Raw genomic sequence first — 12504 nt, 5'->3', positions numbered from 1 at the left:
GGTGCCCAGCCGCGCTCGACCTGAATATCCGACCTTTGCCTAAGCCACGGGAGATGCCCATGAAGATTCGCGAACTCGCTCACCAATGGGAGCAGCAGGCCACCACCTCCAGCACCACCCGCCGCTACCACCTCGACCTGGAGCTGGAGACCGCGGCCCGTCTCGAGGCCCTCTGCGAACTCTATCCCCAGCGCACGCCCGAGGCCCTGCTCGGTGAATTGCTGGCGGCCGCCTTCGAAGAGCTGGAGGCCAGCTTTCCCTATGTGCAGGGCGAGGACGTGGTGGCCACCGACGAGCTTGGCGATCCCCTCTACGCCGATGCCGGCACCACCCCGCGCTTTCTCGAATTGGCGCGCAAGCACCTGCATCGCCTGCAGTCCGAAACGCCCGACTAGCCGCCAACCTGCACCTTTACCTACATCGCTACCGCTCTGCCAAGGGCCTCCGCGCCCTGGCGAAATTCGATAGCCAGTGAACATTTTTGTCGGATGAGCGGTCACAGAGTCAGACCGCAGCGCTGGACGAGGGCTGGTTGTCAGCACCCGCCTCGGGCCTCTCAGGGCCGCGCCGGGCTTGTTTCCACATGCGGCTTTACATGACCAGGCGCCCGCCCTGCCCGTGCCGGCGGCGCGCTTTTCGGATCAACAACGGAGCTTGAATCCATGAAGAGTGCCACTGCCCAAAAGTCCCTTTCCAAAGCCTGCACCCTGAAACTGGCAGCCCTTGCCCTGGGCAGCTCGCTGTTGCTGGCCGGTTGCGCCGGCAATCCGCCGACCGCGCAGATGGCCGTGACCCAGTCCGCCGTCAACGAGGCCGTGAGCTCCGGTGGCAACCAGTTCGCGCCCATCGAGACCAAGTCGGCCCAGGACAAGTGGACCCAGGCCCAGACCGCTCTCTCCAACGAGAAGTACGACGAAGCCAAGCAACTGGCCGAGCAGGCCGAGTGGGATGCCCGCCTGGCCACCCGCAAGACCCAGGCCGCCAAGGCCGATGCCGCGCTCAAGGATGCCCAGAACAGCATCCAGCAGATCCGTGAGGAAGGTCAGATCAACCTGCAGCTCCAGCAGAACCTGCAGAAGAAGGTCCAGCAGTAAGCGACCGCCCCTTTCCTCCCTTCACGAATTAAAAGGACGACCATCATGCGTAAACACATTCTGATCCCTGCCGTGTCGCTGCTCAGCCTGGCCCTGGCCGCGTGCTCCACGCCGCCCAACCCCAACCTGGAAAAGGCCAAGTCCGACTACTCCGCCCTGGAATCCCAGCCGCAGGCCGCCCAGCTGGCCGCCCTGGAGACCAAGGACGCCGGCACCTGGCTGCAGAAGACCGAGAAGGCCTACAAGGACGGTGAAAACGAGAAGACCGTCGACCAGCTGGCCTACCTGACCAACCAGCGCATCCAGACGGCCATGCAGACCATCAAGCTGCGCATGACCGAAGCCCAGATGCAGGGCGTCGATGCCGAGCGCACCCAGGCCCGCCTGGACGCCCGTACCGCCCAGCTCAAGCAGCTGCAGGACGCCCTGCAGGCCAAGCAGACCGAGCGCGGCACCGTGGTGACCTTTGGCAACGTGCTGTTCGACTTCAACAAGGCCGAACTCAAGCCCCAGGGCTATGCCAACGCCCAGAAGCTGGCCGATTACCTGAAGCAGAATCCCGAGCGCAAGGTGATCGTCGAGGGCTACACCGACAGCGTCGGCAGCGACTCCTACAACCAGCAGCTGTCCGAGCGTCGCGCCCAGGCCATCCAGACCGCCCTGGTCAGCGCCGGCGTCGAGCCGAACCGCATCCAGGCCCGTGGCTATGGCAAGAACTTCCCGGTGGCCAGCAACAGCAACGCCTCCGATCGCGCCCTGAACCGTCGCGTGGAAGTGACCATCTCCAACGACGCCAACCCCGTCGCCCCGCGCATGTAAGCGCGGTGTGAAAAGAAAGGACCCCGCCAGGCGGGGTCTTTTTTTGCCGGCGAATCGGCTAGCGGCGCCTGCCACCCAGCAGAGAGCCGAGAAGTCCCCGTACCAGCTGCCGCCCGAGCTGATTGGCCGCCTGGCGCGCCGCGCTCCTGAGCGCATTGCCCGCGAGTTCGCCCACCAGATCGCCGAGGGCACCACCCTGCCCGGCCTGGGTCTTTTCCGCTACCGGCGCCTGCGCCGGGACCCGCTCGGCCTGACGATCCCGCAGGATCTCGTAGGCCGATTCGCGATCCACCGCCCGGTCATAGCGACCCGCCTGGGGCGACTGACGGATCAGCGTCTGGCGCTCGGCTTCGCTGAGCGGGCCGACCCGGGATTGCGGCGGGGCGATGGCCACGCGCTGGACCATCGCCGGCGTACCCTTGTCTTCCAGGCTGCCCACCAGGGCCTCGCCAATGCCCAGCTCGGTCAGCACCTCCAGGCTGTCGAAGGCCGGATTGAGGCGGAAGCCGTCGGCCACCGCGCGCAGCGCCTTCTGCTCCCGGGCGGTAAAGGCGCGCAGGCCGTGCTGGATGCGCAAGCCGAGCTGGGCCAGGATGGTATCCGGCAGATCGGCGGGGGACTGGGTGACGAAATAGACGCCGACGCCCTTGGAACGGATCAGCCGCACCACCTGCTCCAGGCGATCGCGCAGGGCCTTGGGGGTGTCGCCAAACAGCAGGTGGGCCTCGTCGAAGAACAGCGCCAGCACCGGCTTATCGGCATCGCCACGCTCGGGCAACTGCTCGAACAGCTCGGCCAGCAGCCAGATCAGAAAGGTGGCGTAGACCTTGGGCGCCTCGTGCACCAGGCGGCTGGCGTCGAGCAGGTGGATGCGTCCACGGCCGTCGGGCTCGGGGCGCAGCACGTCTTCCAGTTGCAGGGCCGGCTCGCCGAAGAAGGCCTCGGCGCCCTGCTGCTCCAGGGTCGCCAGCCTGCGCAGCAGCGCCTGGGCCGAGGCGCCGGTGAACAGGGCACGGTCCTCGCCCAGGGCGTCGGGCTGTTCGCGCAGGTGATTGAGGACCGCCTTGAGGTCCTTGAGGTCGAGCAGCAGCAGGCCTTCGCGATCGGCCACCTTGAAGGCGGCGTGCAAGGCGGCCTGCTGGCTGTCGGTCAGCTCCAACAGATTGCCCAGCAGCAGCGGGCCCATCTCGCTCAGGGTGGTGCGCAGCGGATGACCGCTCCGGCCGTCGACGTCCCAGAGAGTGACCGGATAGGCCTGGGACTGGTGCGGCAGGCCCTGGGCGGCGATGCGCTCGGCCAGCTTGCCCTGAGGCGCGCCGGCCGCGCCGAGGCCGCAGAGATCGCCCTTGATGTCGGCGGCGAAGACCGCGACGCCGGCATCGCTGAAGGCTTCGGCGAGGCGCTGCAGGGTCACGGTCTTGCCGGTGCCCGTGGCGCCGGCGATCAGGCCGTGGCGGTTGGCCAGCTTGAGTGGATGGCCGAGCGGTTGACCAGCGCTCTGGTCATTGGAAACGGCAGTACCCAGGATCAGCAGGGGCGTCGAGGACATGGCGCAGCTCCGTAGCGGTTCTGCGCCAGCTTAACCCGAGCGTCCGGGCTCAGGTACGGTTGCGAATGCGCTCGACGATGGCGGTGGTGGAGCTGTTCTCCACCAGACCGAGGATGCGCACCTCGCCACCGTAGCCCTGCACGATCTGGGCGCCGACCACCTCGTCCACGCTCTTGTAGTCGCCACCCTTGACCAGCACATCCGGGCGCACCTGTTCCAGCAGGCGCTCCGGGGTGTTCTCGCTGAAGGGGATGACCCAGTCCACCGCGCCGAGGCCGGCCAGCACCGCCATGCGCCGGTCGACGCTGTTGATCGGTCGACCGGGGCCTTTCAGCCGGGTCACCGAGGCATCGTCGTTGACCGCCACGATCAGCCGATCGCCCTGGGCGCGTGCCTGTTCCAGATAGGTCACGTGACCGGCGTGGAGGATGTCGAAGCAGCCGTTGGTGAAGACGATCTTCTCGCCATGGGCGCGAGCGTCCTCGATGGCCAGCTGCAATTGTTCGAGGGACAGGACGCCGCGCTCGGAGCCTTCCGAACGCTGCACCGCGCGACGCAATTCGGGGGCGCTGATGGCGGCGGTGCCCAGCTTGCCGACCACGATACCGGCAGCCAGATTGGCCAGCCCCACGGCCTGCGGCAGGTCCTCGCCAGCAGCCAGGGCGGCGGCCAGGGTGGAGATCACGGTGTCGCCGGCGCCGGTGACGTCGAACACCTCGCGGGCGCGGGCCGGCAGGTGCAGGGCCGGCTGGGCGGGACGCAGCAGGGTCATGCCGTGCTCGCCACGGGTCACCAGCAGGGCGCCCAGCTCCAGGCGCGCCATCAGCTCGTTGCCCTTGGCGACCAGCTCGGCATCGTCGGCGCAGACACCGACGATGGCTTCGAATTCGGACAGATTCGGCGTGATCAGGCTGGCGCCACGATAGATGGAGAAGTCCTTGCCCTTCGGATCGGCCAGCACCGGGATGTTGCGGGCCTTGGCCAGCTGGATCAGCGCCTGGTGGTTCTTCAGCGCGCCCTTGCCGTAGTCGGACAGCACCAGCACCTTGACCCCGGCCAGCATGGCGGCGGTGTCCGAGGCCAGCGCCTGGGGATCGGTGTCGAAGGGCTCTTCGAAGTCGACGCGGATCAGCTGCTGGTGGCGACTCATGATGCGCAGCTTGACGATGGTCGGCTGCTGGGCGATGCGCTGGAAGCGCACCTGCACATGGGCGGCTCTCAGGCTGTCGGTGAGGGCATCGGCGGCTTCGTCCTGGCCGGTGACGCCGACCAGGTAGGCCGGCGCGCCCAGGGCGGCGATGTTGAGGGCGACGTTGGCCGCGCCACCGGGACGATCCTCGTGCTGGTCGACGCGGACCACGGGCACCGGCGCCTCGGGGGAGATCCGCGAGGTGGTGCCGTGCCAGTAGCGGTCGAGCATCACGTCGCCAACCACCAGGACCGGCGCGAGATCGAAGCGAGGCATGGTCAGCTTCATAGGGACAGGCTCCAAAGCGCGAAAATGGCGGCGATCATAGCATAGGGGCCAAGGCGCCCCGGAAGCGCCTGCCGGCGGGAGAGGCCGGGGTCAGAGCTCGTCGCGGCGGCTTATCCAGAACAGCTCGTGACGCCGCACGGCCTTGCGGAAGAATTCGTCTTCCCCGGTGCGCGGCCAGCGGCGACCGGCCAGCAGCCACTGGATGGCCCGGCGCAGGCGCTTCTTGGCCGGCAGCGGCACCAGCAGGTCGTGCTGCATCCCCAGGGCCATGGCCTTGTCCAGCCGCCGCTCGGGAGTCAGCAGCGGACTCCAGGGCACCAGGGGGGCCGGCGTCTCGATGGCGGGTGGCAGGGCGATGCCGCCCTCGGCCGGCCCCATGGGCCAGCGGTCGTTGTCGTGCAGGTGATTGGCATAGAGCAATTCGAGCTCGGGCTGCCACTGGCTGAGGGTCAGGGCCTCGCGCAGGGCCTGGGTGCTGGCCACGTGATCGGCATGGGGATCGATCTGCGGATGCGGCAGCACCACCACCTCGGGGCGGAAGTGCTCCAGCAGGGCCACCAGATCGGCCACCAGGTTGCGCCAGGTGGGGGCGCCGTCGACATCGCCGGGCAGTTGCAGGGGGTTGTGGCGACGGGCACTGCGCACATCGCCTTCGCCGGATTCGCGGGAGCCGAAGGCGTCTTCCGGCGCCTGGCGCATGGCCGGCAGCTGCAGGCAGTAGTAGCCCAGCTGCACGCAACGCTCTGTTGGTACCCCACCCCACAGCGGGGTGACCAGGCTGTCCCAGGTGCGCAGGCGCCCCTTGAGCCGGGCCGCCGCCTGGCGATCGAGACCCAGGCGCTGGTAGTGCCCGGCCTCGATCTCGCCCTGGGTCAGGGTGACGATGCTGGCTTCCCGCGCCTGGCTGTAGAGACCGAAGGCGGCCAGCTCGGCGTCGTCGGCGTGGGGCGCGATGACCATCACTCTCTTGCTGCGGAGATCCGGCTGGGCGAAGACGTGCAGGCGCAACTCGCCCTGCAGCCGGCAGAAGCGCGTCCAGAGGTGCAATTCGCCGCGCCGCAGGGCCTCGGCATAGCCGCTGAGATTGACATAGCGCCGCCCGGCCACGCCGCGCTCGAAGTCCTGGCGATCCGCGTCGTCACCTGCGCGCAGACGTACTTGGGGATCCAGTAATCGGCCCAGCCAACTGGCCTTGAGGCGGCATTCCAGGAACAGCGTCAGCTCGCCCGGCGGCAATTCCACCGCGGCCAGGCGACCGTGCTGCAGATGCAGGCCCAGCACCAGGGTGTCGGCAGGGAACTGGTAGCTGTAGTTGTCGCGCGGCGAATAGAAGAGGTGATCGGCGAACCAGGCCTCGTGGCCGAGCCACACCAGCAGCGCCAGCAGCGGCGCGCTCCACCAGGGCCCCAGCGCCAGGCAGCCGAGCAGCACGACGGCGATGACCGCCAGGACCAGCCGCTTGTGGCGGCGGTGACGTTTGAGCAGGGCTTGTTTGCGGGCGGTCATCTCAGCTCTCGAAGACGGTGACGCGGTGGCACCAGCGGTCCTTGTAGTCGCGATCGGCGCGGCCGAAGGAATAACGCAACGTCTTGCCCAGGGCGCGGGCGTCCTGCCAGGCGGCCTGGGTGTTCAGATAGGTGAGGACGCTGCCCGGACTCAGGTCGCTGGCCGCGGGATCGACGCCGCCGTTGACGTACTCGACGCTGATCCAGTCGGGCGCTTCCACCCGATAGAGCACCTGGATCGCCACCGGGCGCTCGCCGAGCATGAGCAGCGAACCGGTCATGAATTCCCGCAGCAGGGCGAACACCTCGGCCAGCCGCGCCTTGCCCGGTACCTCGAAGCCCCAGCGCGCCTCGAACAGCTCGGCATAGATCCGTGCCTGCTCGGCGCTGTCCAGCTCGGCCATGGGGACCGCGCGGCCACCGGCGTCTTCGAACAGCCGCTGCTCGCGTCTCTGGTTGTAGCGGAATTTCTTCGACCAGGCTTCCGGCTCGCGGAGCATGGCCAGCTCTTCGCTCTGCCGGCGCAGACCGGCGAAACGCTCGTCGCACAGCGGCGACAGATAGCGGGCGCGCTGGCGCAGGGGCGCCAGCGCATCAGGGGCGGCCGGCAGGATGATCTCGGCGTTGCCCAGGTCGAACAGGGCACGCTGGCGGCGCTTCTTCAGCACCGAACGCGACAGCGCCAGCTCGCGTCCCCAGCAGGGTACCGCCGCCTGCAGGCCGTCCGCGCCGGGCCAGCCCAGGTAGCGCACCGGAATGCCGGCCAGTTCGGCCAGGCGGGCGATGACCTCGGGGTGGGTGGCGACGCTGCCGCCATAACGCTGCCAGGTGGCGGCGTAGTCGGCGGCGGAAATCGTGGTCCAGCCGCGCTCGCGCCAGAAGCGGAATCTGTTCAGCATTCGATCGTCGGCGCCGGCGGCGCGACCTCCTCGAACTGCTTGGCATGCAGCCGCGCATAGTAGCCGTTCAGCGCCAGGAGCTCGCCATGGCTGCCACGCTCGACGATACGGCCATTGTCCATCACCAGGATCAGGTCGGCCTTCTCGATGGTGGAGAGGCGGTGGGCGATCACCAGGGTGGTACGGCCCTGCATGACGCGATCCAGTGCGGCCTGGATGTGGCGCTCGGACTCGGTGTCCAGCGCCGAGGTGGCCTCGTCGAGGATCAGCAGCGGCGCGTTCTTCAGCAGGGCCCGGGCGATGGCCAGGCGCTGGCGCTGGCCGCCAGAGAGCAGCACACCGTTCTCGCCGACCTGGGTGTCGTATTTCTGCGGCAGACGCTCGATGAATTCGTCGGCATAGGCCGCCTCGGCCGCCGCCCTGACCTGCTCCATGGGCGCCCCGGCCAGATCGCCATAGGCGATGTTGTTGGTGACGCTGTCGTTGAACAGGGTGACGTGCTGGGTGACCAGGGCGATGTGCCGGCGCAGGTTGGTCAGGCGATAGTCCTGGATCTCCAGGCCATCGAGGAGGATCTCGCCCTCTTCGTGCTGGTAGAAGCGCGGGATGAGATTGGCCAGGGTCGACTTGCCGCTGCCCGAGCGACCCACCAGGGCCACCATCTGGCCGGGCTCGGCGACGAAGTCGATGCCTTCCAGCACCGCCTTCTCGGTACCCGGATAGCGGAAGGTCAGGTTGCGCACCTCCAGGCGACCCTGGACGCGCTCGCGCTCTTCGCGGCCTTCGTCGCGCTCGGCGGGTTCGTCGAGTTGCTCGAAGATGCTTTCCGCGCCGGCCACGCCGCGCTGGATGGTGGAGCTGACCTCGGAGAGCTGGCGGATCGGCTTGGGCAAGAGGCCGGCCATGGTGATGTAGGCTACCAGGTCACCGGCGGAGGCTTCGCCGCGCAGCCAGAGCACCAGGAACATCAGCACCGCCATGGCCGAGTAGATGACCAGCTGCAGCATGGGCGTATAGACCGCGCCGGTCTTGGTCATGGTCAGCTGCTTGTCGGTGTTGGCCGTGCTGGAATCGAGGAAGCGCTGCTGCTCGTAGCGCTCGCCACCAAAGCTGCGCACCACCCGATAGCCCTGGATGGCTTCGGAGGTGATGTGGGTGACGTCGCCCATGGCCGACTGGATCTTGCTGCTCTGCTTGCGGAACTTGCGACTGGCGCTGGTCACCATCAGGGCGATCAGCGGCAGGATGGCCACCATCACCAGGGTCAGTTTCCAGTTCATCCACAGCAGGGAAGCGAACAGGAAGACCACGGTCATGCCTTCGCGGATCACCACCTTGATCGCCTCGGTAGCGGCGCCGGTCACCATGGTGACGTTGAAGGTGATGCGCGAGATCAGATGACCCGAGTTGTTGGCGTCGAAGTAGCGATTGGGCAGCCGCAGCATGTGGTTGAACAGCGCCACCCGCAGGTCGTGCACCAGGCCGAGGGAGACCCGCGCCAGGAAGTAGTTGCCGAGAAAGGAACCGACGCCCTGCCAGGCGGCGATCAGGATGATCATCAGCGGCACCGCCTGCACCAGGTGCAGGCCACCGACGATGGGCCAGCCCGGAAACATGGAGGCATTGGGGTTGTTCAGGCCATCGACGAAGTACTTGAGGATGCCCGCCAGCATCGGCTGGGTGGAGGCGAAAATCAGGAAGCCGACGATACTCAGGGCGAACATGCCGATGTAGGGCCGCACGTAGCCGAGCAGGCGGAAATAGATCTTCAGACTGGAGGTCTGCGCAGGGGAGTCTTGGCTCATGGTCTCGTCGTGACGCAAAAGCGCCATGTTAACACGCACCTGCCGCCGACCCAGCGGCGGGATTTTCCGCTAGGCTTGCCCTCCCCTGCTCCGGAACGTCCGTCATGCCCCCACTCATCGCCACCTTCGCCGAACTCAAGGACTTCTGGCGCGTGGAGGTGCTGGATGCGCCGGGCAAGCCCTTGCGCCTCAAGCGCCTGTTCCGGCGCGTAGCGGCCGGAGAGAGTCCGAGCTTTCTGTTCTGGTATCGCCTGGCGCAATTTCTCTACTGCCGCCCGCGCGGCCTGCTCAACTATCGCAAGCTGGCCGAGCGCATCAATCGCCGGCTGATCCGCCGGCACAATATCGAGATCCTGCTGGGCGCGCGCATCGGTCCCGGGTTGCGCCTGCCCCATCGCATGGGCATCTGCGTGTCGAATCTGGCGGTGATCGGGCGCAACGTGATGATCCGCCAGCACACCACCATCGGCATCAAGAGCGATGATCCGGCGCGACTGGTCGGCATCTTCATCGGCGACAACGTCAGCCTCGGCGCCCACGTCTGCATCGTCGGCGACCACCTGACCATCGGTGACAATGTGGTGGTCGGCGCCGGCGCCCTGGTGATGCGCGACATCCCCGCCGACAGCCTCTACTACAGCCGCCACGAGGCGGTGATCCGCCCGCTGCCGGGCACTACGCCCGGGGATGCCGCCCGCTGAGGACGGTCCGCAGCATCTGCGGCAGGACGCCATACAGATACAGCCGGTTGCCCAGCAGCTGCCGGCCCAGATAGCGCAGCACCTTGCCGCGCGAGGCGCCCTTGTAGTGCAGGCGCAGCAGCAGGGCGACATAGAATTTCTCGATGTCGCGAAAGCGCCGCTGGGCCGGGGTCTCGGCTTCCAGCTCGGACAGCGAATGGTCGAGGATGCCCGCGCAAAGCAGTTCGACCGGCTCTTCCCGCGCCAGCGCCTGCACCCGCAGGAAAAAGGAGACATCGACGCCATAGAGGGCGAAGCGCTCGTCGAAGACATCGCCGTGGCGGGCCGCGATGCGCGCGGCCAGGCCCTGCGTCAGGCACAGCCCCGAACTTATGGTCACGGTAGCCTGGGGATCCAGGGGGCCCTCCACGGTCACCACCGCCTTGTACTGATGGGGATAGCGGATGGCGCCCGCCCCCAGCACCAGGGGCACCAGCAACTCGGCCTGCTGCCCGAGCGCCTGCAGAAAGCGTGCGTCCACCACGGTGTCCTGGTCGAAGATCACCAGGCGCTCGGCGCCCAGCCGCAAGGCCTGGTTGTAGACCCGGCTCAGCGGCGGATTGCCGAGGTCCTCGCTGATGAGCACCTCCGTCCAGCCCGGCGCGGCGAGCAGCGTCTGGCGATCCGCCTGAGCCAGGGGCTGGGGCCCGTTGTTCCAGACCAGCAGGACGCTGTCGGCCGGCAGGCTGGCAGAGGGCTGGGCCAGCAGGCTGTCGAGGGTGGCCGACTCCCCAGGGCGCAAGCCATAGAGGACGACGAGAAAGAGCGTTCGCATGGGCTTTCCTGAGGATGGCGGCCTAGCCGCGCACCCGCTTGCGCAGGTAGTCGAGGGCCGCGCTGGCTTCGTCGGCCAGGTGCGGACGCGGCAGGTCGTTGGGCCAGATGCCTTCGGCGAAGGCCTGGCGATCACCGCCGCCGAGGCGCTCGCTCAGCGCCCGCTCCCACCAGACGTGGCGGCAGGCGCGGGCATAGCTGTCCTGGGGCGCCAGGCAGCCGTAGAGCAGCTTGCGCCCCAGACTCGCGCGCTGCTTGTCCAGTCCGGCCAGTTGCCACTTCACCCGCAGGCGGGTCCAGACATCGGGCAGCGGCTTGGTCAGGGGCACCTCCTGCCAGTGCCGCTGCAGCTCCGGGGAATAGTCTTCGCCATAGCGCTCGAAGAAGTGCGCCAGCATGAAGTGCAGAAAGCGCTTTTCCGCATAGTAGTGGCGCACGGGACCGCGCGCTGCGCTGATGGCCAGATCCGCCAGGCTGAACGACAGGGCGATCTGCTCCAGGGTATGGACCTCCTCGTCGTGGCCATGCCAGTCGTCGATCAGGGCGATGGCCCGCTCGACCCGCGGCAGATGGCTGCGTGCCAGACCGCAGACGCCGCTGTTATAGAGCCGGGTCTCTTCCGCCGGCTCCTGGCCACGCGCGGCCAGGGCGGCGGCGAAACGGGCGAATTCCGGACGGGTACGGGCCTTGCGCCACGGCCACTCCTCGATGTCCATCAGCCCGCGCTGCTCATCGATGCCGTCGAACAGCGCGGCCAGCGGCGTCTGGACCACGGTGTCGCTGTCGAGGAACAGGGTCTTGTCGGCGGCGGGCAGCGCCCAGGCGATGGCGCAGGCCTTGCTGCGGTGCAGATAGCCGTGCTGCCCCTGCCAGGCCTTGAGCGTCGCCCCCTCGATGGCCAGCACTTCCACCGGCCAGCCGCGATAGTCCTGCGGCCGATCGGTCAGGATACGGAGGGCGATGTCCTGGCCCTGGCGCCAGTGCAGGGCGCTGAGCAGGCTGAATTTCAGCTCCTGCCGATAGGCCTGAGCACCGCCGTAGACGAAATACAGGAGTTGGCGTGTTGGGCGCATGTAAAGCTGCCGGCAAAAATCTGATTCTAGCAACAAGCGGCCGGATAGGTCGTAAGGGTCACTTCACAGCCTGCCACCTTCGGGTAACATGCACGCCCTGACGTTGACGGGTCCTGCATGAAGCCTCTCGAACATTCGCGCTATCTCGAACTGCGCGACGCCGCCCAGGTAGTGGAAGCCGACCACCATGGCGACAAGGTCCTGCGCCTCACCGATGGCAGCTATCTCAAGCTGTTTCGCCGCAAGCGGCTGTTGACCTCGGCGGCGCTGTTTCCCTACGCCCAGCGTTTTGCCGACAACGCCCGCCAACTGGCCGAGCGCGGCATCCCCTGCCCGCAGGTTCTGGAGGTCTATCGCGCCGCCTCGCTGCAGCGCGACCTGGTGCACTACAGTCCGCTGCCGGGCGCCACCCTGCGTCAACTGCGTACCTCGAGCGAGGCCGCGACCCTGCGGCCGGCGCTGGGTCGCTTCATCGCCGAATTGCACGACAGTGGTGTCTATTTCCGTTCGCTGCACCTGGGCAACGTGGTGCTGACGCCGGAAGGCGAACTGGGGCTGATCGATATCGCCGACCTGCGCTGCCATGCGCGGCGTCTGCCGCTGCGCCTGCGGGTGCGCAACTTCCACCACCTGCTGCGCTATACCGAGGATCGCGACTGGCTGTTCGAACCCGGTCGCGAACCCTTCCTCAGGGCCTATGCCGAAGCCTGCCGCCAGCCCCTGGATTGGCGCGAGCTCGACCGGCAACTCCAGGACTAGTTCGGTGTTT

At 67.6% G+C, this 12504-nt stretch carries 12 protein-coding genes; 5 read left to right on the top strand and 7 right to left on the bottom strand.

Annotation, left to right across the window (positions count from 1 at the left end):
• The first annotated feature begins 59 nt into the window (after positions 1-59).
• The 3 genes from OXS31_RS13590 to OXS31_RS13580 all read left to right on the top strand — a co-directional run bounded on the left by OXS31_RS13590 (position 60) and on the right by OXS31_RS13580 (position 1913).
• Positions 60-395, top strand: coding sequence for a hypothetical protein (locus tag OXS31_RS13590; RefSeq protein WP_007161973.1), 336 nt, complete (start codon positions 60-62; stop codon positions 393-395).
• 267 nt (positions 396-662) lie between these two features.
• Entirely contained in the window at positions 663-1094 is a 432-nt protein-coding gene (locus tag OXS31_RS13585) for a DUF4398 domain-containing protein (protein WP_007161972.1), read from the top strand.
• A gap of 45 nt (positions 1095-1139) precedes the next feature.
• Complete coding sequence (locus OXS31_RS13580) at positions 1140-1913, top strand: OmpA family protein (protein WP_267399507.1); 774 nt, start codon at positions 1140-1142, stop codon at positions 1911-1913.
• A 58-nt stretch (positions 1914-1971) separates the two neighbouring features.
• Here OXS31_RS13580 and OXS31_RS13575 read toward each other — a convergent pair whose 3' ends face one another.
• The 5 genes from OXS31_RS13575 to msbA all read right to left on the bottom strand — a co-directional run bounded on the left by OXS31_RS13575 (position 1972) and on the right by msbA (position 9148).
• Positions 1972-3462: a helicase HerA-like domain-containing protein gene (locus tag OXS31_RS13575; protein WP_267399505.1), complete on the bottom strand. Its 1491-nt coding sequence runs from the start codon at positions 3460-3462 to the stop codon at positions 1972-1974.
• A 49-nt stretch (positions 3463-3511) separates the two neighbouring features.
• Positions 3512-4939 (bottom strand): bifunctional D-glycero-beta-D-manno-heptose-7-phosphate kinase/D-glycero-beta-D-manno-heptose 1-phosphate adenylyltransferase HldE, encoded by a 1428-nt coding sequence (hldE, locus tag OXS31_RS13570; protein WP_027598567.1) that lies wholly within the window; start codon positions 4937-4939, stop codon positions 3512-3514.
• A 90-nt stretch (positions 4940-5029) separates the two neighbouring features.
• Entirely contained in the window at positions 5030-6445 is a 1416-nt protein-coding gene (locus tag OXS31_RS13565) for a PIG-L family deacetylase (RefSeq protein WP_267399502.1), read from the bottom strand.
• A gap of 1 nt (position 6446) precedes the next feature.
• The gene (locus tag OXS31_RS13560; protein ID WP_267399500.1) at positions 6447-7343 is read right to left on the bottom strand and encodes a GNAT family N-acetyltransferase; all 897 of its coding nucleotides are present in this window, start codon (positions 7341-7343) and stop codon (positions 6447-6449) included.
• Positions 7337-9148, bottom strand: a complete 1812-nt coding sequence (gene msbA / locus OXS31_RS13555) for a lipid A export permease/ATP-binding protein MsbA (RefSeq protein WP_042136879.1) — start codon at positions 9146-9148, stop codon at positions 7337-7339. Before msbA ends, OXS31_RS13560 begins: the two co-directional genes overlap by 7 nt.
• A gap of 104 nt (positions 9149-9252) precedes the next feature.
• On the opposite strand from msbA, the gene OXS31_RS13550 reads away from it, so the two are divergent.
• A complete protein-coding gene (locus OXS31_RS13550) occupies positions 9253-9849 on the top strand; it encodes a serine acetyltransferase (protein ID WP_027598563.1) in 597 nt (198 codons plus the stop codon).
• Here OXS31_RS13550 and OXS31_RS13545 read toward each other — a convergent pair.
• On the bottom strand, positions 9824-10663 hold the full coding sequence (locus OXS31_RS13545) for a glycosyl transferase (protein ID WP_027598562.1): 840 nt from the start codon (positions 10661-10663) through the stop codon (positions 9824-9826). The two genes, OXS31_RS13550 and OXS31_RS13545, sit on opposite strands and share 26 nt — an antisense overlap.
• 22 nt (positions 10664-10685) lie before the next feature.
• Complete coding sequence (locus tag OXS31_RS13540; RefSeq protein WP_027598561.1) at positions 10686-11735, bottom strand: hypothetical protein; 1050 nt, start codon at positions 11733-11735, stop codon at positions 10686-10688.
• A 117-nt stretch (positions 11736-11852) separates the two neighbouring features.
• On the opposite strand from OXS31_RS13540, the gene OXS31_RS13535 reads away from it, so the two are divergent.
• The gene (locus tag OXS31_RS13535; protein WP_027603044.1) at positions 11853-12494 is read left to right on the top strand and encodes a lipopolysaccharide kinase InaA family protein; all 642 of its coding nucleotides are present in this window, start codon (positions 11853-11855) and stop codon (positions 12492-12494) included.
• Positions 12495-12504: the final 10 nt, after the last annotated feature.

The organism is Pseudomonas sp. GM_Psu_1 (genome assembly GCF_026544185.1).
Taxonomy (GTDB): domain Bacteria; phylum Pseudomonadota; class Gammaproteobacteria; order Pseudomonadales; family Pseudomonadaceae; genus Chryseomonas; species Chryseomonas oryzihabitans.
This window is presented reverse-complemented; position numbering and strand designations above follow the sequence as displayed.

Coding starts and splice junctions, on each gene's coding strand:
- OXS31_RS13575 (WP_267399505.1), bottom strand. CDS start 3,462: ATGTCCTCGACGCCCCTGCTGATCCTGGGTACTGCCGTTTCCAATGAC.
- OXS31_RS13560 (WP_267399500.1), bottom strand. CDS start 7,343: ATGCTGAACAGATTCCGCTTCTGGCGCGAGCGCGGCTGGACCACGATT.
- OXS31_RS13550 (WP_027598563.1), top strand. CDS start 9,253: ATGCCCCCACTCATCGCCACCTTCGCCGAACTCAAGGACTTCTGGCGC.
- OXS31_RS13535 (WP_027603044.1), top strand. CDS start 11,853: ATGAAGCCTCTCGAACATTCGCGCTATCTCGAACTGCGCGACGCCGCC.
- OXS31_RS13580 (WP_267399507.1), top strand. CDS start 1,140: ATGCGTAAACACATTCTGATCCCTGCCGTGTCGCTGCTCAGCCTGGCC.
- OXS31_RS13565 (WP_267399502.1), bottom strand. CDS start 6,445: ATGACCGCCCGCAAACAAGCCCTGCTCAAACGTCACCGCCGCCACAAG.
- OXS31_RS13545 (WP_027598562.1), bottom strand. CDS start 10,663: ATGCGAACGCTCTTTCTCGTCGTCCTCTATGGCTTGCGCCCTGGGGAG.
- OXS31_RS13540 (WP_027598561.1), bottom strand. CDS start 11,735: ATGCGCCCAACACGCCAACTCCTGTATTTCGTCTACGGCGGTGCTCAG.
- msbA (WP_042136879.1), bottom strand. CDS start 9,148: ATGAGCCAAGACTCCCCTGCGCAGACCTCCAGTCTGAAGATCTATTTC.
- OXS31_RS13590 (WP_007161973.1), top strand. CDS start 60: ATGAAGATTCGCGAACTCGCTCACCAATGGGAGCAGCAGGCCACCACC.
- hldE (WP_027598567.1), bottom strand. CDS start 4,939: ATGAAGCTGACCATGCCTCGCTTCGATCTCGCGCCGGTCCTGGTGGTT.
- OXS31_RS13585 (WP_007161972.1), top strand. CDS start 663: ATGAAGAGTGCCACTGCCCAAAAGTCCCTTTCCAAAGCCTGCACCCTG.